The 21,948-nt window shown below is 60.4% G+C and carries 19 protein-coding genes and 4 pseudogenes; 11 read left to right on the forward strand and 12 right to left on the reverse strand.

The genetic code is table 11. The features are described 5' to 3' along the window. Positions 1-23: 23 nt before the first annotated feature. The 8 genes from CAL12_RS10330 to CAL12_RS10365 all read right to left on the reverse strand — a co-directional run bounded on the left by CAL12_RS10330 (position 24) and on the right by CAL12_RS10365 (position 9,200). Positions 24-1,412, reverse strand: coding sequence for a DHA2 family efflux MFS transporter permease subunit (locus CAL12_RS10330; protein WP_086064394.1), 1,389 nt, complete (start codon positions 1,410-1,412; stop codon positions 24-26). Between the two features lie 229 nt (positions 1,413-1,641). Further along, on the reverse strand, positions 1,642-2,346 hold the full coding sequence (locus tag CAL12_RS10335; protein ID WP_198298422.1) for an isochorismatase family protein: 705 nt from the start codon (positions 2,344-2,346) through the stop codon (positions 1,642-1,644). Between the two features lie 4 nt (positions 2,347-2,350). After that, on the reverse strand, positions 2,351-3,571 hold the full coding sequence (locus CAL12_RS10340) for an FAD-dependent monooxygenase (protein ID WP_086064395.1): 1,221 nt from the start codon (positions 3,569-3,571) through the stop codon (positions 2,351-2,353). Between the two features lie 8 nt (positions 3,572-3,579). After that, on the reverse strand, positions 3,580-4,080 hold the full coding sequence (locus CAL12_RS10345) for a (2Fe-2S)-binding protein (RefSeq protein ID WP_232464768.1): 501 nt from the start codon (positions 4,078-4,080) through the stop codon (positions 3,580-3,582). After that, on the reverse strand, positions 4,077-4,940 hold the full coding sequence (locus tag CAL12_RS10350; protein ID WP_086064396.1) for an FAD binding domain-containing protein: 864 nt from the start codon (positions 4,938-4,940) through the stop codon (positions 4,077-4,079). The genes CAL12_RS10345 and CAL12_RS10350 overlap by 4 nt, the downstream gene beginning before the upstream one ends. Further along, entirely contained in the window at positions 4,940-5,803 is an 864-nt protein-coding gene (locus CAL12_RS10355) for a CoxG family protein (protein ID WP_086064397.1), read from the reverse strand. Before CAL12_RS10355 ends, CAL12_RS10350 begins: the two co-directional genes overlap by 1 nt. Positions 5,804-5,881: 78 nt before the next feature. Further along, positions 5,882-8,179: a xanthine dehydrogenase family protein molybdopterin-binding subunit gene (locus CAL12_RS10360; protein WP_086064398.1), complete on the reverse strand. Its 2,298-nt coding sequence runs from the start codon at positions 8,177-8,179 to the stop codon at positions 5,882-5,884. 43 nt (positions 8,180-8,222) lie between these two features. Further along, positions 8,223-9,200: a Bug family tripartite tricarboxylate transporter substrate binding protein gene (locus tag CAL12_RS10365; protein WP_086064399.1), complete on the reverse strand. Its 978-nt coding sequence runs from the start codon at positions 9,198-9,200 to the stop codon at positions 8,223-8,225. A gap of 137 nt (positions 9,201-9,337) precedes the next feature. Here CAL12_RS10365 and CAL12_RS10370 point away from each other — a divergent pair, with 137 nt between their 5' ends. Beyond that, the gene (locus CAL12_RS10370; RefSeq protein WP_086064400.1) at positions 9,338-10,105 is read left to right on the forward strand and encodes an IclR family transcriptional regulator; all 768 of its coding nucleotides are present in this window, start codon (positions 9,338-9,340) and stop codon (positions 10,103-10,105) included. 86 nt (positions 10,106-10,191) lie between these two features. Here CAL12_RS10370 and CAL12_RS10375 read toward each other — a convergent pair whose 3' ends face one another. Then, entirely contained in the window at positions 10,192-11,235 is a 1,044-nt protein-coding gene (locus tag CAL12_RS10375; RefSeq protein ID WP_086064401.1) for a leucyl aminopeptidase, read from the reverse strand. A gap of 33 nt (positions 11,236-11,268) precedes the next feature. Next, complete coding sequence (locus CAL12_RS10380; RefSeq protein WP_232464769.1) at positions 11,269-12,120, reverse strand: alpha/beta fold hydrolase; 852 nt, start codon at positions 12,118-12,120, stop codon at positions 11,269-11,271. A 237-nt stretch (positions 12,121-12,357) separates the two neighbouring features. Here CAL12_RS10380 and CAL12_RS10385 point away from each other — a divergent pair, with 237 nt between their 5' ends. The 5 genes from CAL12_RS10385 (at position 12,358) to CAL12_RS10395 (ending at position 16,183) form a co-directional block, all read left to right on the forward strand. Then, positions 12,358-12,690 carry a hypothetical protein gene (locus CAL12_RS10385; protein WP_198298423.1) on the forward strand — a complete coding sequence of 111 codons (333 nt, stop codon included), beginning with the start codon at positions 12,358-12,360 and terminating at the stop codon, positions 12,688-12,690. 4 nt (positions 12,691-12,694) lie between these two features. Then, positions 12,695-13,486 (forward strand): HNH endonuclease, encoded by a 792-nt coding sequence (locus tag CAL12_RS10390; RefSeq protein WP_086064403.1) that lies wholly within the window; start codon positions 12,695-12,697, stop codon positions 13,484-13,486. 224 nt (positions 13,487-13,710) lie between these two features. Continuing rightward, positions 13,711-14,343, forward strand: a complete 633-nt coding sequence (locus tag CAL12_RS28045) for a DUF5343 domain-containing protein (protein WP_157792950.1) — start codon at positions 13,711-13,713, stop codon at positions 14,341-14,343. Then, positions 14,340-14,906 carry a Swt1 family HEPN domain-containing protein gene (locus CAL12_RS28050; protein WP_157792951.1) on the forward strand — a complete coding sequence of 189 codons (567 nt, stop codon included), beginning with the start codon at positions 14,340-14,342 and terminating at the stop codon, positions 14,904-14,906. Before CAL12_RS28045 ends, CAL12_RS28050 begins: the two co-directional genes overlap by 4 nt. A 314-nt stretch (positions 14,907-15,220) precedes the next feature. Then, positions 15,221-16,183: a hypothetical protein gene (locus CAL12_RS10395; protein ID WP_198298424.1), complete on the forward strand. Its 963-nt coding sequence runs from the start codon at positions 15,221-15,223 to the stop codon at positions 16,181-16,183. A gap of 105 nt (positions 16,184-16,288) precedes the next feature. Here the strand turns inward: CAL12_RS10395 and CAL12_RS10400 are convergent, their stop codons facing one another. Both CAL12_RS10400 and CAL12_RS10405 read right to left on the reverse strand, forming a co-directional pair. Beyond that, positions 16,289-18,730, reverse strand: coding sequence for a DUF4238 domain-containing protein (locus tag CAL12_RS10400; RefSeq protein ID WP_086064405.1), 2,442 nt, complete (start codon positions 18,728-18,730; stop codon positions 16,289-16,291). 493 nt (positions 18,731-19,223) lie between these two features. Further along, positions 19,224-19,582 (reverse strand): annotated as a pseudogene (locus CAL12_RS10405) (cupin domain-containing protein). Between the two features lie 42 nt (positions 19,583-19,624). On the opposite strand from CAL12_RS10405, the gene CAL12_RS28600 reads away from it, so the two are divergent. From CAL12_RS28600 to CAL12_RS28055, 5 genes and pseudogenes are all read left to right on the forward strand, one after another. Next, on the forward strand, positions 19,625-19,891 hold the full coding sequence (locus tag CAL12_RS28600; protein WP_269768435.1) for a transposase: 267 nt from the start codon (positions 19,625-19,627) through the stop codon (positions 19,889-19,891). Positions 19,892-20,259: 368 nt separating this feature from the next. Beyond that, a pseudogene (locus tag CAL12_RS28605) lies at positions 20,260-20,460 on the forward strand (DDE-type integrase/transposase/recombinase); the annotation flags it as partial. An 8-nt stretch (positions 20,461-20,468) separates the two neighbouring features. Next, positions 20,469-20,534: pseudogene (locus tag CAL12_RS28730) on the forward strand (hypothetical protein); the annotation flags it as partial. Beyond that, positions 20,519-20,740: pseudogene (locus tag CAL12_RS28615) on the forward strand (integrase core domain-containing protein); the annotation flags it as partial. The pseudogenes CAL12_RS28730 and CAL12_RS28615, both read left to right, overlap by 16 nt. Before the next feature lie 91 nt (positions 20,741-20,831). After that, positions 20,832-21,941: a hypothetical protein gene (locus tag CAL12_RS28055; protein WP_157792952.1), complete on the forward strand. Its 1,110-nt coding sequence runs from the start codon at positions 20,832-20,834 to the stop codon at positions 21,939-21,941. Positions 21,942-21,948 lie beyond the last annotated feature (7 nt).

Here is a 21,948-nt window from a genome sequence, read left to right on the forward strand (position 1 = left end):
GTAGGTGAGGCAGGTCTGGCCGGTCAGGCCGCCTTTGCCTGCGGCCTGTCGGTGGGGATCCGGCCTTCGCCCAGCTGCCGCCACACCAGCGCCGACAGCCAGGTGATCAGCCCCACGCACACGAAGGACCACGTGAAAGCGGGTTGCAGGTGCCGTTCCGGCCCCGCCAGCAGCGAGACCAGGGCGCCGCCCACCGTCACGCCCAGGCCCATCGCCACCATCTGGAACATCGAGAACAGGCTGTTGCCCGGCCCTGCCTGCTGCGGGCTCAGCGACGTCAGCGTGACGCTGTTCATCGCCGAGTACTGCATGGAATTGCCCAGGCCGAAGGCCGCCAGCTGCACGATCTGCAGCCACAGCGGCCAGTCGCGCGAGAACAGCGCGAAGGAAATGATCCAGAAGCCGACGAACAGCGTATTGGCCACCAGGAAGCGCGAATAGCCGTAGCGCTTGATCATGGGCGAGACCCAGGATTTGGATATCGCGCCGGCGGCGGCCACGGGGACCAGCATCAGGCCCGAGTACAGCGGCGTGTAGCCCATCCCCAGCTGCATCATCAAGGGCAGCAGGAAAGGCACGGCCGCCGCGCCGATGCGGCCCACCAGATTGCCGGCGATGCCAACGGTGTAGTTGCGTTCGCGGAACAGGCTCAGCGGGAACAGGGGATTGCGGCGGCCGCGCGCGTGCACGTAGTAGCCCAGGGCCGCCAGCACGCTGAGCGCCAGCAGGCCGATGACCCAGGCGGCCTTGTTGTCGTCCGCCGGCACATCCAGCGCGGTGGAGAACGACACCAGCCAGGTCGCCAGCAGCAGGCAGCCGATGAAGTCGAAACGCGGAGTGTCTTCGCGCGCCTGCGGCGGCATGTGTCGCCGGACGGCCCACATGCCGACCAGGCCGACCGGCACGTTGATCAGGAAGATCCAGTGCCAGCTGAGCATTTCCACGAAGACGCCGCCCAGCACCGGCCCGAAGATCGGGCCGATCTGCCCGCCGATGGCGATGAAGGCCAGGGACGAAATGAATTGGGCGGGCGGCACCGTGCGCAGCACCGTCAGCCGGCCCACGGGCAGCAGCATGGACGCGCCGGCGCCCTGTACCACCCGCGCCATCACCAACTGCGTCGGCGTGGCTGAGCAGGCGCACAGGAAGGATCCCAGCACGAACGCCAGGATGGCGAAGAAGTACACCTTGCGGCTGCCGAAGCGGTCCGCCAGCCAGCCCGATGCGGGCATGATCATCGCCATGGTGATCATGTAGGCGACGACCACGGGTTTCAGGGTCAGCGGAGGCACGCCCAGATCCCGCGCGATGGCGGGCAGGGCGGTGTTGACGATGGTGGTGTCCAACGTCTGCATGAAAAAGCCGGCGGCGACGATCCAGAGTAAAGGGGCGTACGAATCGGATCGAGGCATTGCGGCTCTGCGGGCGAAAAGGGAAAGCACCACAGCCGTCGATCGCCCGTTTCGGGCGGATCGAGGAGCTCTGCGGTAGGTTCCGGATGGACGGGGAAGACCTCCATTCTAAATCGCGCCGCTGAATTTCGCCTGTGGCGCCCGCGGATCGCGTCCGGCGGCCGGCGTCCCGCGTCCCGCGCGTGGCGCGGGCGCGCGCCGGCCCCGCCACCCTGCCGACCTCTGCCTGCTACCGTTGCAGCGCCAGCAGCAAGTCCGCCAGCTCCGCGGTCGGCATCACATCCGCATACTTGCTGGCCATATCGAACAGATTCACCGCGTGCGACACCTGCGAACGGTCGTACACGGCGTCCTGCGGCACCACCACCTTGTAGTTCAGCGCGCAGGCGTCGACCACGGTGGCGCGCACGCAACCGCTGGTCGTGCATCCCGTGACGACCACGGAGTCGACCTGCAGCCCCACCAGGTAGCTGGCCAGCGACGTGCCCTGGAAGGCGCTGGCCTGGCGCTTGGGAATCAGGATGTCGCCTTCGACCGGCGCCACGTCCTTGACGAAGTCGTAGTCAGGGGCGGCCACATCCATCACGCCCGGCACCTTGGCCTCGAACTGGCCGCGATCGTGCGAGAGCTTGGGCGCGACGTGGGGGTACAGCACCGGTGCGCCGATCTTGCGGAACGCCGCCAGCAGGCGGGCGATATGCGGCACCGCGCGCCAGCCGTATTCGCCGCAACTGGTCGACATCGTTTCGATGGCCCGCTCGATGGGCATGGGCTCATAGCACATGGATCGGTACTGCACATCGATCACCAGCAGCGCCGGCCGCCGGCCGATGCCGGTCGGCGCGCCCCAGCCCGCCTTGCGATAGATCTCGAGCTCGTGCTCGGGGATGATGCCATCCCACGGACGGGCGCGTTTTTCCAGGACTTCGGTCATGTTCTCAGATCTCCACGGACGTCGCGTCGTACTGCAGCAGCCAGTCGTAGCGTGCGCGGACGGCTTCGGTCGACCATTGCTTGTTGATATAGGGCCAGGCGGTCTTTTCGTCGCCCAGATCGGGGCTATGGAAGATGCCGAACATGTTCAGCGATTCCGCCTTGGTGCGGTTCGCGCGCTCCACGCGGGCCTGGTCGTAGCGTTGCAGCGCCCCGGGAATGTTGTCGGCCCCTTGTTCCAGGCAGCGCGCCAGGACATAGGCGTCTTCCATCGTCACGTTCACGCCCATGCCCAGGTAGGGCGTCATGGAGTGGCAGGCGTCGCCCACCAGCGTCACCTGGCCCTGCGACCAGGCGTCCAGCGGGTCGCGCACGAACAGGCCCCAGCGGAACAGGTTTTCCGAACCGACGAAGAGATCGATGATGTCCTGGTGCCAGCCTTCGAAGTCCTTCAGCGCATCGGCCAGGTCGCCTTTCTCGGACCACGATTCGGTGTGCCAGGTGTCGCTGTCCACCTGCGCGGAAAAACTGACGAACATGTCGCCGTTGCGCTGGACCGGGTAGGTCGTGACATGCGCGGTCGGGCCTACCCAGGTCGATGCCAGCGGCTCGCGATGCTGCGGCTTGAGCTTGTGCATCGGCGTCAGGCCGCGCCAGGCCAGGGCGCCGGTATAGCGCGCCGGCGCCGGGCCGAACATCGATTGCCGCACACGCGAATGCGCGCCGTCGCAGCCGACGACCACGTCGCCTTCGACATGGCTGCCGTCATCCAGCAGCAGGCGTGCGCGGCCATCGACGGTTTCCGCGCCCACCGAGCGCACGCCGAAATGGACCGCGTCCGGCTTGAGCGCGACCACCGCTTCGTACAGCACGCGCTGCAATTCGGCGCGCAGCACCTGGATCAGGGTATGGTCGGCCTTGGAGTCCGTGTTTCCGCGGTTGTAGACCGATTTGCCTTCGCCGGTCTTCCAGTAGCGGATCAGGCGATCCTGCGGCGGTAGGTTGATGGCATCGAGCTTCTCCTTCAAGCCCAGCGCGGCCATGACCTTGGCGCCGTTGGCCGAGATCCACAGGCCGGCGCCCACTTCGCGCAGCTCCGACGATTGCTCATAAATATCGACGTCCAGGCCTTTCTTCAGCAGCGCGAGCGCCAGCGTCAGGCCGCCCATTCCGGCGCCCGCGATGATCACATGCGTTCGAGCCCGGGTGTTCGTGGAGTCAGACATGGGTTCTCCTATTGATAATTGTGTGGGTTATGGATGAGGTCCATTACGGCCTCAAGAATCTTGACGTAGCCGGTGCAGCGGCAGATGTTGCCGCGCAGGTAATGGCGCACGGTTTCCTCGCTGGGCTTCTCGTGGCGGGCCAGCAGGGACTTCACCGCCAGGATCATCCCGGGCGTGCAGAAGCCGCATTGCAGCGCGCCGTGCGCGATGAAGGCCCGCTGCACGGGATCCAGCCGCTTGCCGTCGGCCAGTCCTTCGATGGTCGTGACTTCGCGGTCATGCGCGTCCGCGCACAGCGTCGTGCAGCTGGACGTCGGGTTTCCGTCCACCAGCACCGTGCATGCGCCGCACACCTGCACGTCGCACGAGCGCTTGGTGCCCTTGAGTTGCAGCCGGTCGCGCAGCACGTCGATCAGCATCTCGCAGGGTTCGACCTCGACCGACGCGGGGGCGCCGTTCAGCTTGAAGTCCACGCGCATCATGGGGAATTCGTTATCGGTCTGGCTCATGGCAGGCAGGCTTTGATGGCTCGTTCGGCAAGAACGGAAACGAGATGGCGCTTGTAGTCGGCACCGCCATGCAGGTCGTCGTGGGCGTCGATCGCTTCCGCGTCGGCGGCGATGGCGGGAGCCAGGTGGCGCCAGATCTCGTCGGCGGGCAGATCGGCGGGCAGTCCGGCCGCGGCGTCCTCGGCGCGCGCCAGCCGCACCGGGCTGGCGGCGATCGCGCCGGCCCACAGGCTCAGGCGCTGCGGGTTGTCCGTCGACCAGACGGCGCCGACGCCCACCGCCGGGCGCTCGGTGTGCCCGAAGGATCGGTAGGCGGAGCGGGTGCCCCGAGATTGCGGCGCGACCTCGATGGCGAGCAGGATCTCGTCATCCTCGCGCGCGGTCACGAACTCGCCCAGGTGGAAGTCGCGGGATGGGACTTCCCGTTCGCCATTCGGTCCCAGCAACACCACCCACGCATCCAGCGCACAGAGCATGGTGGGCGCATCCGCATGCGGCTCGGCGAAGCACAGCACGCCGCCCAGCGTGCCGGCGATGCGCACGCGGATATTCGCGACGTGCTCGCTAAGCTGCGCATAGCCGGGCAGGGACTCGCGGATGATCGGGTCGTTGGCGAGCGTGTCATGCGAGGTCAGTGCGCCTATCGATATCGTGCCGTCGTCCTTCACGCGGACGCCTTTCAGCCTGGTGATCTGCTTCAGGTCGATCACGTGCTGGTATTGCAGCACGTGCGCCTTCAAGGCCACCAGCAGCTCGGTGCCGCCCGCATGGAAGGTCGCGGCGTCGCCGTGCTGGGCCTTCAGCGCGATGGCTTCGTCCAGGCTGGCGGGCCGATGCAGAAAGAATTTCTTGGCGCGCATCAGCCGCCTCGCTTGCCCAGGCTGGCCGCGGCGCCGAGCAGGGGAAGGGCCACCCACCACCAGGGCGATTGGCCGTAGGCGACCGCGCCATGCGCCACGCCGACGGCGACGGCGACATTGATGCCCAGGCGTGGCCACAGGAAGACCAGCTCGGTTGTACCGGAGGATTTGGCGCTGGCCGGTTGCGCGGCGGCGGTGGTCCGCATCGAAGGCGCCGGCGCCGCGACGGGCGTCGTGGCGGACGCGGGGGCCGATGCAGTGGCTGGCCTGGCGGCAGCCGATGCAACTGACGATGCGGCCGGCGACGCAGTTGAAGCCGCCGACGATGCAACGCCACGCGTGGCCGGCGCCGACGCGCCGTCCGCACTCGCGGCGGCGCCGGCATCCGGAGCCATGCTGCCATCCAGATGCGCCAGCTCCGCGCGCAGGCGCGCTTCGAACTCGGCAAACAACTGCTCCGACCGTTTGCGCACGATTGGATATCCCAGCGACGCCAGCCGGCCCGCCACCTGCATGCTCGCGGCGACATCCAGCTTGCACAAGACATCCGAGCCGTCGTGCTGCTCGTCCAGGTTCACCACCATCCGCACATCGATGGTCGTCCCCGTCGCCTTGTCGGTGCCCAGCGCCTTCAGCGCCACCTGTCGTTCGATCTCATAGGACTCGATCTCGATCTGCGTGGGCACTTCCAGCTTGAACGGCCCGATCTTCTGCCGCATCACCGCGGAGAAAGTCTTGAGTTTTTCCACCTCCACGACGTTCTCGCAACCGGGTATCAGCGTGGCCACCCGCTTGACGTCGAAGAAAATGTCCCACAACTGCGAGGCGGTCGCGGGCAGCAATGCGTCGATTCTGAAATCCATGGCGTCGTTGTCTGTTTATCGGTGTTCCCGGCGGCGCGTTGGCCGCCGATCGTTATCGGCTCGATGGAGCCGCGGCGCTTACTTGTCGGTCAGGTTCTTGTCTCGCAACGCGCGCCAGACGCGCTCCGGGGTCAGCGGCAGCTCCTTCAGCCGTATCCCCCATCCCTGGAACAGGGCGTTGGCCACCGCCGGCGCGACGGGGAGGATGGCGCCTTCGCCGCCGCCCCGCGCGCCGAACGGCCCGGGGCCGTCGCCGCTTTCGATCAGCGCCGTGCCCACGTGGTCCGGCACTTCTTCCATGGTCGGCACCTTGTAGTCGAACAGCGTCCCGTTCACGACTTGGCCGTCTTCGTAGATGTATTCCTCGGACAGCGTGTGGCCCAGGCCCATCACCATGGCGCCTTCGTCTTGGCCTTCCGCCGCCTTGGGGTTGATCACATGGCCCAGGTCGGCCGCGCCGCCCGCCCGCAGGACGCGGATCGCGCCGGTGCCTTCGTCCAGCCCTATCTCGAAGGCGCCCGCGCCGGTTTCCCAGAACAGCGGTTGCAGCTTGAATGCGCCGTCCTTGGTGTTCGGGTTCACGCGTCCCACGCCCAGGAACTCGCCGGCCGCCATGCCGTGAAAGCGCCGCAGCAGCTCGATGAAGGGCATCTGGCCATTCGGCCCTTCGACCGCGCCTTCGACCAGCCTGTAGTCATCGGGCGACCCGCCCAGCTCCTGCGCCGCGATATCCCGCACCTGGCGCAGGATGTCCTCGCAGGCGAGTTGCACCGCCAGGCCGATGATCACGGTCGAACGGCTGGCCCCCGTGCCCCAGTCATAGGGCGCCTGCAGCGTATCCGGCTGGGCCACGGCGATCATTCGCAGGGGTTGGTTCAGCGTCTTCGCGGCGATGATGCGCAGCACGCCCCGGCTGCCTTGCCCGATCTCCACCGTGTTCGCGGAGACATTCACAGAGCCATCCGCGCGCAGCCGCACGATGGCGCCACCGATCGGCATAATGCCCGGGTCTGTCGCCCCGACCGCGACGCCCAGGCCGCGCCGGCCCTGGTAAGCGGGTTCCGGCAGATTCTTCAACGTGTCCACCGCGGCGCGCAGCGATCGCCGCATATCGATATCCAGCGGACGCAGGTCGTGCTTGATCGTCTCGCCTTTCTGCGCCAGGTTCAGCATGCGGAACTCGATGGGGTCCACGCCTATCGCATCGGCGATGATGTCCATCTGCGATTCCGTCGCCCACACCGCCTGCGGCCCGCCGATCGAGCGGAAGGCCGCGCCCGGCACGGTATTCGTATAGACGCCGATCGCTTCCAGGCGCAGATTGGGTATGTGGTACGGCCCGATGGCCCGGATCGCGGCCTTCACGGCGATCGCCGGCCCGGTGTCCGCATACGCGCCCCCATTCAGCACCGCGCGCACCGTCTTGGCGACGATCCTGCCGCCGGCATCGACGGCGGTCTTCAAGGTCACTTCCGCATCCAGCCGCCGGCAGGTCAGCATCGATTCGGCGATCGTCAGGCAGATGCGCACGGGTGCTTGTGCTTTCCACGACAGCGCCGCCACCAGCGGATCGATCTTCACCGACGCCTTTCCGCCGAAGCCACCGCCGACGTAGGGCGAGTGCACCCGCACGCAGGCCAGCGGTATGCCCAGCGTCTCCGAACATACGCGCTGGATCGCGGTGGGCGTCTGGCCACCGCTCCAGATTTCCAGCGAACGCGGCGTCCAGTGCGCCAGGCACACATGGGGCTCCATCGCGTAGTGGAACACCATCGGGAAGGTGAAGGTGTCCTCGAACACCCTCACGTCGCCCTGGAATGCCTGGTCGACGTTGCCGCTTTCATAGGACCACTGCTGGAACTGGTTGGTCCCGGGTACCGGTGTGCATTGCCCCCTGAAGTAATAGTCCTTCAGGACCTCCATGTCTTCATGGACCAGTGCCGCGCCTTCGGCCAGTGCTTCCTGCGCGGTAGTGGAGTGCGGCAGCGTCTCATAGCTGACGATGATGGCGTCCAGCGCCGCTTCCGCAGTGGCCTCATCGACCGCGGCCACCGCGGCGACCGGATCGCCCACGTAGCGCACCTTGTCCAGCGCGATCACCGGGCGGTCGCGCAAGGACAGGCCCCAGCGGATCTCGCTGCCCGGCATATCCTTCAGGTCCTCGCCCGTCAGGATGGCGACGACGCCGGGGATGGCCAGCGCGGCGCTGGTGTCCAGCCTGGCGATACGGGCGTGCGGCACCGTGCTGCGCAGGATCTTCCCGTGCAGCATGTTGGGCACTTCCACATCGCTGGCGTACACCGCCGTACCGGTTACCTTCTCCAGGTAATCGGCGCGCGGCTCCGCGCTTAGGGAGAACTGAGGCTTGGCATGCATGGGGTGGTCCCGGGCCTGAGTGTTGTCTGTGGTTACGGCGGCTTCAGTCTTCGAGCGAGATCTTCGAGCGCGCGATCACGTCCTTCCACAAAGCCGTTTCATCGGCCTGGCGCTTCACGACGGCTTGCGGCGTGCTCGACGCGGGTTCCACGCCGACGGCGCCCAGGCGTTCCTTGACTTCCTTGGACGCCATCGTTTTCGCGATCTGCGGCACGACCTTGTCCAGCACGTTCTGCGGCACGCCCTTGGGCGCGTACAGCGCGAACCAGGTCACGGCCTCGAAGCCGGGCAGCACGGTTTCCGCGAGCGTGGGCACGTCGGGCAAGGCTTCCGACCGCTTGGCGGTCGTCACGGCCAGCGCCTTCAGCTTGCCGGTCTTGATGTACGACAGCACCGCGGGGCCTTGCTCGATGGCCATCACCACGCGTTCGGCGATCAGGTCCACCACCATGGGCGAGCTGCCCTTGTACTGGACCGGGAACACATCCACGCCCGCGCGCTGCTTGAACAGCTCCATGAACACGTGCTGCGAAGTGCCCGTGCCCGCCGACCCGTAGCCGAACTTGCCCGGGTTCTTCTTCAGGTAGGCGATCAGCTCCTGGATGTTGTTCACCGGCAGCGACGCCGGCACGACCACATAGGAAGGATTGAAGCCCAGGATCGAGACCGGCTCGATCTTCTGGTAGACGCCTTCCATGCGCTTGCTCAGCAGCGGCAGGATCGAGAACATCGACGATGCGCCGATCAGCATCGTGTAGCCGTCCGCCGGCGCCCGCGACACGTAGTCCGCCCCGATGATCCCCGACGCGCCGGCGCGGTTGTCCACCACGGTCGATTGGCCCAACTCGCTCAGCCCCGCCGCCACGGAACGCGCGTACAGGTCCGTCGCGCCGCCGGGCGGGTAGGGCGCCACGATTGTGATGGGCTTGCTGGGGTAGGTATCGGCCGCCTGCGCCGTGCCCATCAGGCAAATACCGCACGCGAGGGCCGTGAAAGCCTTCTTCCAACCTGAGTTGCTCATTGTTTACTCCCCTTGAAAGTTGTCCGGGCATGGCGTCCGCGACGCCTGTTCGTTCGAACGTTCTGTTCAGAAGAACTGTATTCTGCAGAACGGTACGCTACAATGTCAACTAGGACATGCACTAAATCGAGCAAAAAATGTCGGAAGAACCGGAAAGCGACACCAAGGCCGGTGGCGTCGCCGCGGTGGAACGAGCGATCGCCATACTCAACGCCTTCCGCGCGGGGGACAGCTCCCTGACGCTGAACGAGCTCGCGCGTCGGACCAAGATGTACAAGAGCACCATCCTGCGGCTGCTGACCACGCTGGTCCAGGAGCACTGCATCGTGCGCCTGGACGACGGCAGTTATCAGTTGGGCTCGATGCTCTTGCATTGGGGCGGGCTGTATCAGTCGGCCTTGCGCCTGGACGACCACGTGCCGCCCATCCTGCGTCGCCTGGTGCAGGAGACGGAAGAGGGCGCGTCTTTCTTCACCCGCGAAGGCAATCACCGGGTGTGTCTATTTCGCGTCGACTCGCCGCGCTCCATCCGGGATCACATCCGTACCGGGGATCTGGTGCCGCTGGACAAGGGCGCGGCCGGCCGCGTGCTGACGGCCTTTGATCCGACGATGACGCCGCCGTCCAGGACGCCCGAGCAGCCCTACATCATCACGGTCGGCGAACGCGAGCCCGATATCGCCGCCATCGCGGCGCCGGTATTCGGCCCGCAGAAGAATTTGCGCGGCGCGCTGGCCCTGTCCGGTCCGGCGGCGCGGTTCTCGGTCGAATTGCTGCCATCCATGTCCACCCGCCTGTTGGCGGCTGCCGCCGACCTGACGCGCCGGCTGGGCGGGGATGCTTCGACATTCGAAAGCTGGCAGGCCAAGAGCAGGCCTGCTGCTTTGGGAGAAACGGCGAGCTGACCGCGTGGGTGCGCCATGTGTGGCGCACCGTTTGCGATGTTCTCTATGTCGTGCCGGCGTGTCGCTCTACGTCGCGCCGCGTATCGTCAAGCGTGACGCTCAACGCGCATTTCAGGATGCACGACCTCGCCATCTTGCAGGATCTGCGTATCGTCCAGCCACAGGCTGCACTGCCGCATCGGCAAATCCAGATGGCAAGCCGTATCGTTATCCCCACCCACTTCCAGGTTGGGGCCGAGCGAGAAGAGCACATTCCCATAGAACGCCAGCGCGTTCATCACGTGCTCGCTCGGCAGCTGGCGCGTCACGGCAAACTGGTACCACCGCGCCTGCTCGTTCAGCCCCCAGCCGATATGCGAAATCGCATACGCCCGTGGGTCATGGAAGCTCTTGATATAGCTGTCGATCAGCTGCGCATCCATCCCTGAGCCGGATATGTCCGTGACATAGCCGTCCTTGATCTTCAGCGTCACCGCCGATTCCACGTACTTCTTGAACGCGCATAGGACATCGCCGGGTTGTAGGACGACCGTGCCGTTCACCCCGCCATCATTCCCCTGCGTGAACGAAAACCCGGAAGGGAAGTGATCCCACCGCCCGGGCTCGTAGGTATACCCGTACTCGGAAATCACGGGGTACTGCCCCAGTGCGTAGGTCACGTCAGTGCCAGCCGCGGAGGTAAACCGCAGCTGCTTCGCCTGCTCCATGATCTGCTTCGCATACTCCACGCGCCGCCGCAGATCTTCCGTCGGGAACATCTGCTTCAGCACATGGAACGGCTCCATCACCCGAAGGATCCGTACGCCGGCCGCCTGAATCTCCGCCTGTTCCCGCGAAAACAGCAGGCCCACCATGTCGATAACCATGTTGGCGGACTTCAGAGTCTTCATCGCCAGCTCATTGCCCACCAGCGGATGGCGACCCTGCACCCCCACGGCATTCTGCTGCTCGCGGCGCACGTTCAAGTTGAAGGCCTTCGCCCCCAGCCGCTGCGCGGCCGCCATGAAGGCATAGGCGTTGTCCTGCCATTCATCCTCGGCGGTCAACACGATCACCGTCTCGCCGGTCTTGACGCGGCACAGCGATAGTTCCTTGGTGAAGAGCTCCAGTACTTCCGCATCGAGTTTCAATCGCGGTCCCCTCTATAGTTGGAAAGTGTGCGGCTAGCGGTGCCTGGACAGAATGCCGGCCAGCGCTTGTTTGAATGCGTCGAAGTTCTCGGCCTGCATCTGGTGGCCGACGCCGGGCAGGCGAACGGCGTGCAGGTCGCTGCGTAGCTGCTTCATCTTGGCGATGTCGTCGTCAGATACGACGCCGCCGTCCCCGGCGCAAAGCAGGGAAACGGGTTCCTTAGTCTTCGCCAGGTCCGCGAAGATATCCTGGTTATGGAAGTCGTCGTAGGCCACGTGCACCGCGCGTTCATCGCAGGTGGACAGCCATTCGGCGCGGAGCCGCTGCAAGTCTTCCGGCCACGGGGCGGCTTTGCTGCGTTGTATCGCTTCGAGCGCTTCGCCGCGATGTGCTGCCCTTAACAGATCCACCGTCCGGGCTTTAGGCACAGGGTAGGGGCGGCGGCCCGGCCCGCTGGTAGGCGGGTCTATCAGAACCAACCCGCCGAAGACCCCCGGCGTTTGCGCCGCCGCTCGCAATGCAATGCGACCGCCCATGGAGTGGCCCAGCACGATGGGCTGATGGAGGCCGCGTGCCTGGATGAAGGACACCACGTCCTGCGCGCATGCATCGACGCCATAGTCCAGATGCGGGCCAGCCTCGCCCAAGCCTCGGCCTCTTACATCGAGAACGTAGCAGTCGTGCTCCGCGCATAGCCATTCGCCAACGTGGCTCCACAGGATCGCGGGACTGACGATGCCCGGGACAATGACCGCGGCAGGGCGGTCGCCGGAGAAGTGCAGGTAGTGCTGCCGGATGCCATTCGCCCGTATATGCGCGCCTGTTCCTTGGATCACTCTTTTTCCTTGGCAGCTTTGCTGCGAGCTGGGGCTGTGCGCGATCAACGGGCTCGCGCTTACATTGCGTTATGCATAGTAGAACGTAATTCTACCAAACAGAAGGCGATAGTCAATCTTTGCCGACGTTGTGCCAATGACCCATTTCCTTTTGAAAAGTGTCATCAGCACGCTTGGCACCGTTGAGCATCTGTATCTTCTTGCATAGGATGTGAACAAATATCTCAGAAGCTGTAGTGCAAGGCCAGGGTTACGCGAATCAAGCCAACGATAGGGATACGCGCTTTGATTTACCAATGCGGCAATTGCAGCAAGACAACCTTCGAGACGATGTGCCCGACATGCACGCCGTCCCAACCTGCCGCTGCTTCCCCCAACCTGGTGCCCCCGCAGCTCATTCCGCTGGATCCCTCCTTCTATTCCGAATTCCAATACCAGTCGAAAGGCTTCATCAAGGACTTCCTTGGGAAAAAGAAAGAGCAGGCCCAGCTCAATGACCTGCTGAATAGCGTCTTGAGGATGTCCGCAGAGCTCAAGACGCCGTACTTCACTAAATTAACCCGGTCCAATAGCTTTGGTGCTGTTTCGGCCTTCGTCGTTTACCGACGAGAGTGGTGATGCGATGGTCGAAGAGAAGAGCAACAAGCGCAATGCCATTTGGGCCAGGGATCAGCTGATCCTCGCGTTAGACCTCTATATCCGCAACCGTCGATCTCTGCCCTCAAAACATTCCTCGGCAATCTCGGAACTTTCTGCGATTCTGAATCGGCTTGGCGCTGCGTTGGGGCAACGGGGCGGTGCGACTTATCGGAATGCCAACGGCGTCTACATGAAGTTAATGAACTTCCGCCGCTTTGACGCGGAGTACACCTCCGACGGAAAAACTGGCCTTACTCGGGGAAATCAGGACGAGGCACGGGTCTGGCGGCAGTTTGCTGACAAGCCTGCGTATCTCGCTGAAGTCGCTCGATTCATCCGGCAAGCTATTACTGAATATGAGACCGGTGTAGTGAGTATGACTGGACCTGACGAACAGGCAATTGAAGAAGCGGAGGAAGGGAAGGTCGCCACTCGCATTCACCGGTACAGGGAGCGAGATAGGCGGATCGTGAGCCAGGCGAAGACACGCGCGCTGAAGCAGCACGGGCGGCTCTTCTGCGCCGCGTGTGGTTTTGACTTTCAGAAGCTGTATGGCGAGATCGGTTCAGGGCTTATCGAGGTACATCATACGAAACCCGTCCATAAGTTAGAGCCAGGGGAAAAGACTAAGGTAGCGGATTTGGTTTTACTTTGTTCAAACTGCCATCGAGTGATCCACTCGCGACGCGAATGGATCACTCTCGAGCAAATCATTGCTGCAATCGAAAGCGCAAAAGCTAGGCAGGGTCACTTCTCATTAACGCCCGCCAGCTAACCTCTTCAACTTAGCTAGGTTTGCAGACCTTCCACCGTACAACCGTGCGCACAGTGCTCCTCAGACATCATTGCCACCATACCCGCTGTGTGTCCGCTCTCATGCCATGGCGCACCGTGTGACTGCCATAAATGACACGAGATGGGCAGTATCACGTGATACGCGTCGGCGGATATTGGCCAGGTGACACAGAGTTTTCATCAACCGAAAAAATAGGGAATCCAATGGCTGCATCACTTCCTTACCTTGCATCGAACAAGAACATTGAAACGCTTTTTACGACAGTTCAATCGGCTAAGGTCCCCGATCGCTTCACCCAAGAGTTTCTGGCTACTACGATTGGCCTTAAAGGCACTAATGATCGAGCAATGATCCCACTTCTGCGCAATCTGGGCTTTCTCGACCAGTCAGGATCCCCTACACCTGCCTACCGCCAGCTTAAGAACAAAGAAACCGCTCGACCAGCCATAGCTAGCGGGATTAGGACTGCTTATGCCCCTCTTTTCGAGTCAAATGAGGATGCGAACACTTTGCCAAGCGAAAAACTGAAGGGCCTCATTGCCCAGGTTGCAGGTACCGACGATGACATGACGGCGCGGATTGCATCCACATTCAATGCCCTGGTAAAGCAAGCTGACTTCTCTAAGCAATTAGCTCACGCGAAAGGGGAGCGAGATGATGAGCCTGAGATTGATATAGCAACTGAGGATGAGGATGGAGTGCCGAACGCAACACGGAGATTCACAAAGGGGCTAAATCCCCAATTCCATTACAACATTCAGATTCACCTCCCATCCAATGCGACCGAGGAGGTCTACCTAAATATCTTCAATGCTATCAGGAAAACTTTCCAATGAATGTCGCTCCACGCGCAGCGTTGTTCTTGATGTTGGGTCAAACAGCGGAGCGATCAGTCGCCAGATTAGAAGAAATTATTCCCAGCGAGACTCTGCTCCTTTCTCCATCCTACGATCTCGCACCGCTTCTACCAGATTCAGTTCGTCGAGCGACGAACGCTGCCGAGGCATACCGACTATTCTTTGTCTTTGAGAATTTCCTTCGTAATTTCGTGTTGGATGTGCTATCAAAGGACGCCACTACTTCTTGGTGGGAACATGTTCCCCAGGATGTACGGACAGAAGTTGAGAAGCTCGAGGAAACAGAAGATATTAAAAGCTGGATGGCGTTAGGCTCACGAGATAAATCAGCACTTATGACCTTTCCTCAGCTGCTCAGAGTTATCGATCACGCCTGGAAGGAGGGTTTCTCCGACGTGGTTCGTGACAAAGGTTTGATTCAAGGTGCCCGGCTTATCGTTCATCTGAGAAATACCATCTGCCATATGTCAGACATCCCGCAGGAGGAAGTGAATAGAGTCCGTCAGACAATGCGAGACTGGTTCCGAGTTGTTTCTCCATAGTGGACTGGCGCGACACCAGGACGGGATTGCTGGGATGTTGGGTTCATCGTCACTGGAGGAGTTAGAACTTGGTACTCCGCCCTGTTCGCGTTTATCTAGATAGTTCGGATTACTCGGCGCTTTCCTATCCCGGCCGCAGCGTTGAAATGAGCGCGCTACTGCGAGACCTGCAGATGCTCTCGGACAGCGGCGACGTAGAGTTCTGGTACTCCGGCGCACACATTAGTGAGATGGCGCCGGTCCACTACAAGTACACATCTTCCGCGGTGCAGAGGTCCACATGTTTGTCGGCTTTATGTGGAAGGAAAGCGCTGGTGTCTGTCGATAGACTGATTGCCCACGAATTTCTCTGCCTAACGCAAGGGCGGCACGAGACCGGCGCTGTTCTGTCCTATGACGGCGACTGGTTCCCAGAGATCGACGAATTTCTGTCGAAATTTGTTTGGAAAAAGGTCGCGCAGACCACGGGTGATGAGTTGAGAAACCTGCAGGTCAACAGGGCAGCTCGCAGGCAGCTAAAAGCGAAAATGTTCCGAGGAGGCAAGCCTTCAAAGGAGCTTGGAGCTCTCTTCAAGAGCAATAAAGATATCTCCGCCATTTTAGACATGTATCCCATGAGAGAGGACAGCGCCCTTACTCTTGGCGCCTACTTTGTCGGAAATGCATCGAAGGCAGACGCGAAGGCAGCCTTCCTTGATAGCTTCAGAGACCCTCAATGGATGATGCTGTGGTTCAGTCGTCATGACAAGGCCATGACGCCGGTGTTTGCGTGGGCGCGCGCGGCCTCGGTCGAGATGATTGAAAAGCTACGGCAAGCTGTTGAAAGCATCGCCGTGTTACGCGCGCGACTGGAGCAGATGTCGATGGTGAATAAGGCGGCTGGTTCATCCCGCCGGTCACCATTGATGGATGATTCGTGGTGGCGAACAATGGAGGATGGAGTCGTTCAGAGGATATTGACCAGGAGTACAGAGTTATCGGGCGAAGGTAAGGCGATTTCTCCAAGAGATGCTGACGATTTACTTACTGGACTTGCCAGTTGCGCACGTGTCTATGTGTCGCTAGCGAGATTTTCACTCGGAGACTCTCCTAGAAAGTTGAAGGAGAGCGACTGGGTAGATTGCCTCCATGCAATGTACGCACCATACGTTCATATTTTCAGGGCAGATACTTTCATGGCGCCTGTGATTCAACGTCATGTCGATAAGTACGGCGTGACTGTTGTTGGCAAGCTCAAAGACTTGAAGGCAGTAATACTGAGGCGACTAAGCGCTTGAGCGACCTACGAATTACATGCCTACGCCTGAGCAGCCACGCGAAGACCGCAGGATGGCCGTGCGGCATCTGTGGCGCAAGAAGATCTGTTTCCGCTTAATTCTGCGCTAAATAGGCTCCTCGGGCGGGGCATCATCGCGGGAAATCTTGATTTGAAAGGCAAAGGGTACGGGGCGCGTGACCTCCGTCTTGCCAAACGTGATGAGAAGTCGCTGGACTTCGTGCCGGAAGAAACCCCCGTGCGGCGCCGATAGCGTAAGCCGCCCTGTGCCGCGTGTGGCGGCTTTCATCCCCGCCCACTCTTTCTCATTCGCAGTGGCAGCCCGTTGCAGCTTATTCACAAGTTGTTCAATGACGCCTGCGCTTGGTTCGCATTGACCTACGTATGACAGCTTTCTAATGACCTCTTTTATGGCACTAAATCGACCTACTGCCAGCGCCTCTCGCACTGGTCTCGGCTCGAATTCTAAGGTCAGGTCTAGTGAGCCTAAAATTTCCTGGACAGCAGTCCACTCGGAATTCTGCATCTGGTCTCCGGATGCTGCATGCAGTTCGAATTGTTCAATTTGTGGACGTAGTTCGCTGTATACGAAGGAGCCTGTCAGCGTCGCAAGAAAAAGCGCCGACTCAAGGCTCAGAGCCTTGCTGTATAAAAGCTGGCCGTTATCTTCTCCCGTTGGAAGGTCCTGCAGAAGAGCGAGTGGGTCGTCTTCTCGTTGAGCTTTAAAGGCTGCAAGCATGAGGTCAACGTCCGCATCGCTGAGGTCGGGGTTCCAGTCCTTTATCGAAGTCCTCAGGGCTGGCTCGGGCATGCTCCGCAACTGTCTTCCGAATTCATCTCGATGTAGACGTTCGAGCCAGCCCAAATTGGCCTTATCGAGATTCCAATTCGCGGTCCTTGACTCTGCCATTTTGAGCGAGGCATGGCCGAACTCGGGATTGATATCCGCTGGGTCCGGTATGAGGTGCACGCAACCGTCTCGTATGAACGGCTCTAGCGTGAAGAGCAGGAAAATGTTTTTGAGCGTTTGTGCCCTATGCTTCGTCGGGGAGTGAACCGGGCTGAACTCCGCTTTCATCCGCCTGGGATTCAGAAACGGGTGTACCAAAACTATCTGGTCAAAGTAAGGCAGCCAACTCGTGACGGTCGCGACGATAGTTCGGGGGTCACTAGCGCCCAGATAAACGGCCCTCGTCTTCCCGACCAATGGGCGAGGGAGCAATTCGGTTGGGTCTGTATCTTGCGGCCACAGACTTGCAAATGCAAGATGAATGTCCTTGACCTGATCGTCGCTGAGCGTCCTGCGAACATCATCCCAAGTGGCGCCATCCTTGAGTCCTAAGATCGCTTCAATCCTGTAGGAAAACATCAGATTGCGCTCGCGTATGCTGTACACAGTCCAGGATGCGCGTTGGTGCAGTGGGATGTTCTTGCAGCATTGTTTGTACTTTCGACCGCTGCCGCAACCACAAGGATCATTGGGATGGGGCGTTGTTTTAAGAGGCTCTTTGCGAAGGTATTCATGAGCGTTGGAGGTTCTGCCGTACTGGTCTTGATGGTGCACGGAGCCATCCTCGAACTTGACGTATATTTGGCCACCAAAACGCCATAGGTCGTCGGTAGGCCGCAGCACCGTTGCCAATTGCTGCCACGATCCATTGAATTCGCGTTCCGGATACAGCCATTCCTTTCGACTCGCGGCGATGTAGCGTCGCGCTCGCGCTTTGAGCAACACGTTGACTGCGGCGACTTCTGTCTGAGACAGTGTGCGGCGGCGTATAAAGGCATCCGTCCGGGCGATACCGAATCCGCCAAATCTTGCATGCACCCGTGGCGTGGTGAGCTTTGATTCTGAAGGGGCCTCGGCGTGGTCTAAGTGCGTCAAGATGAGGCAATGATTAGCGTCTAGCGGAAAGATGGTCTGTGTACCTTGCCAATCAATTCGCGGATCATTCGGATAGGCACACCGAGGAGAACTGGGCGGCGTGGCGGGGTTGTAGAGCGTTACTGGGCAATCGCTGACCAGAAACTTCAGGTCGCTGGCGCTAGCCGAAACGATCTCCCGCACACTTTCTGTCCATATAGTTCCATGCATGACGCGGAGGCTCTGCATCTCTATCATCAGGTCGACTTGGCTAAGTGCCGGATAGCGCGCCTTTATCCAGTCTAAGCCTTTCGGTGTCCGCAGAAGTTGTGCATTCATGTACTCGAAAAAATCCTGGAATGTATTCGTGACTTCGTCCACTTCACCCTTAATTAACGCCCGGACAGCACGTGCGCCTCGGATATCGATGTCACCGAATAACAGCCGTTCGACTTCGTCGCTCACGAAGCTACCGAATCTTGTCGTGTATAAGTCGTACTCGTAGAAGCAGCTCTTCGTACCGTAGTGATGTAGTCCTTTTTTGGTGTAGCTTTTCCCGCCGTCTAGAGTGACGACTTCCGGGGTCGTATCTAAGTACCACAACTTGGGTTCGCTATTGCTCAGAAAGCCACTTTGATACCACTGTGGCACATAATGGTTATTCCGGGTGATTTGCGCTGACATCGCTCAGAAGGTCTTTGCTGGTGAGGTTGGTATTGTGAAGCAGCCGTCTGATATCGTGAAGTTCAATTTCCGGTGCCATCTAGCCTTCCGAGCGGTTTAAATGCCGCACAGGGAGTGCACCTCATTTGTTATGTGGGGCACAAGCCGGGTTGTGGCAGCGCTTCCAAGATTGGGCCGCGCCCTGGCTCTCGAACCTCATATGCTTCGAATTATTCACCGAGTACAAAGAAGCACTGCGTCGAGGCCGTCCGTTACTCTAAGCGTATCCAGGCGTTGGCCATTAGAAGAGCCGTAAGGGAAGCAGCGCCCTTTAATCTGCATCCCTTGAGTAACTCTAACTCTATCAGCGTTTTCGACCACGTCGTAGCCTGCCGTGCATGCCACAGCCAGTCTGACGTTCGAAGCCACTCAGGAGCATGTGCTTATTGAGCATTTCACCCGGTTGACGCGTTTCCATGATGCGATAAGGTCATGCAGCGAAACGTCAGCCTGGTCAGATCCACTGGTCATTAGCGACGGTTAACTCGCTTCGTTCATGGTCACCCGTGTTTGCCACGCCGCGCGGCTCCACAAGCAAAAGCTTCACTTCGCTACCGCACAAGGCTTGTGGTGCACGCCTTTGGGCGCGACCGCCATCTGGCCTGCTCGACGTAATAGCGGAAATTCGCCAACTACGGCCCGCACTTCTATCCGCATTTCCCCGTCAAGGACGATGAAGGTCTCGTCGGTGTCTCCATGGCTGTGCCAGATGAAGTCGCCGGTGATCTTCACGACCTTGACCTGGTAGTCGTTCATTTCTGCGACGACGCGGGGTTGCCGGTGGCCATCGTAAGCTCCCCACTGCGTAGACATCAGCCAGTAGAATTTCGGAGCCTCCAAGCGTCAGAGACTCTCTTGAAGAAAAGCAGGTTTACAGAAAGCCAGATCGTTGCGGTGTTGAAGGAAGGCGAGACGGGAGTTCCGGTCGCCGAACTGTGCCGCAAGCACGGTATCAGCAACGCCACGTATTACCATTGGAAGAGCAAGTACTCAGGCGTGCAGGTGTCCGAGCTGCAACGGCTACGTGAGCTGGAAGCCGAGAACGTCAAGCTCAAGCGCATGTACGCCGATCTCGCCCTCGAGAATTCGGCGATCAAGGATGCTCTGAACCAAAAATCCTGACGCCGTCGACCAGGCGCGAAGTGGTCGAGCTGCTGGTGCAAGCCCGCTTGTCGATCACGCGTGCCTGTCGCATTGCAGGCCTGTCGCGGGCGGCGTACTACATGCGGCCAGCCTCGGCATCTGAGCGAGATGCCGATGTGATCGAAGCGCTCAATGCCATCGTCAGCCGGCATGGGTACTGAGGATTTTGGAAGTGCTTTACCCGGTTGCGGCTCGATGGCCGCTGCTGGAACAAAAAGCGTGTGCATCGTGTGTACTGCGATATGGGTTTGAATTTGCCTCGGCGTTGCAAGAAGCGGCTGCCAGACCGCCCTCGCCAGCCGCTGGACCTGGCAAGCGAGCCAAACCGCTGCTGGGCATTGGACTTCATGCACGACGCCCTGTATTGCGGCCGGCGGTTCCGAACCTTGAACGTGATCGACGAGGCCAATCGGGAATGCTTGGCCATCGAGGTTGGCACGTCGATCCGATCTGCCAGGCTGATCCGCGTCTTGAGTCGCTTGGTCGACTACTACGGCGCGCTGGATGCCATACGGCACGACAACGGGCCGGAGCTAGTCTCTCAAGCATTCATCGAATGGGCCGCAGCAAAGGCATCGCGGTTCGATACATCCAGCCGGGCAAGCCCAATCAAAACGCCTTTATCGAGTGTTTCAACCGAACATACTGCACGGAGTGCTCGATGCACACATGTTCGCCAACCTGGAGCAGGTCCAGGCCGTCACCGACCAATGGCCGGTCGATTACAACGAATATCGCCCCCATGAAGCGCTGGGTGGCGTCCCGCCGGTGCAGTACATGCCGCGGCTAACCCATGCTCCGATTCTCTATCGGCCGTTGTCTACTTGACAGGGGCGGCTACGGCTTGACTGCTGGGGTCCGTTTCCACCATCCAGGCTCTTGAATCAGGAGACATTCATCGGACGCGGCTCCATGTGATGTGACGATCTATGACAAAACGGCCCGCCGTGCACTACCATCTTCTGTAAAGAAGAACCTGAGGGTGGAAGAGATGAATGTTTCACGCGTCGTTTTGGCATGGATATTTTTGATAGGTATCACACCAACGTTTGCGGCAAACTTCACTGAAAACGATCAAGAGCTTTCTTTATCGGGACAGCTGGTCGCCGGCGATGCCGCTAAATTTGCCGACTTTGTCAATGCGCGAAGTAAGACTTGGACAGACTGGTCTCCTACCGTGAGTCTCAGCAGCCCTGGTGGAAGCTTAGCTGAGGGGTTGGCACTAGGGCTCTATTTCCGCGACCGTCGCATCGCAACGCGAGTTCGGAAAGGCCAAGAATGCTACAGCGCCTGCGCCGTCGCCTTTCTGGGTGGGACTCAGGCCTACGCTACGGGAAGCGGGATTGGCCGCTACCTTGAGGTCGGCGCGGTTCTCGGGTTTCATGGATTTTCCCAGCGCAACAACAAAGTCACCTTGGTGAACGAGGCATTCGACCTTGCCCGGGTCACTAATGCGCTAATCATTCAGTACGCCAGCGGGTTGCGCGGTATTGACCTGCAGTTGCTCTCTCAACTCATTGGGGTAGATCCGAAGAGCATTCGTGTCGTTCGCACACCGAGGGAAATTGAGGGGCTATCGATAAAGCTAGAAGGAAAGGTTCCCCCGCGACCCCGGACGTGGCCACTGAATGTCTGCGCAAGATACGTTGATGAACTTAGGCCGATTAATGATGGTCCCATCGACGGAAGAATCTCAGCGTCCAGTCGTGTTGTCCTGATCTCAGATAAGGCACACCTTGCTGCCGATTTCCTTACCAAATACATGGATGAGAAGTATCAAAGGATATATGCCAATCTTCCGCCCGAGGAAATTATCCGCCTAGCGGTTGGGACGGAACCCCAATTTCCTGTCTATCGGATAGAGACAGTTCGGGGCGCTGGCTTCTATTACGACTACTGCTATGCCATGGATTCTGGCAATGGCCACATTGCGCTGCTACTACCTGGCGAGGGCTTCGGTGGATATAAATCTCAGAAATTCTTCGGCAGGTTAAGTGGCTTTGACGCAGATGTCCCGCTTTGGCGTTAAAGCGCCG

The sequence above is a fragment of the Bordetella genomosp. 8 genome (assembly GCF_002119685.1).
Classification (GTDB): Bacteria; Pseudomonadota; Gammaproteobacteria; order Burkholderiales; family Burkholderiaceae_B; genus Bordetella_C.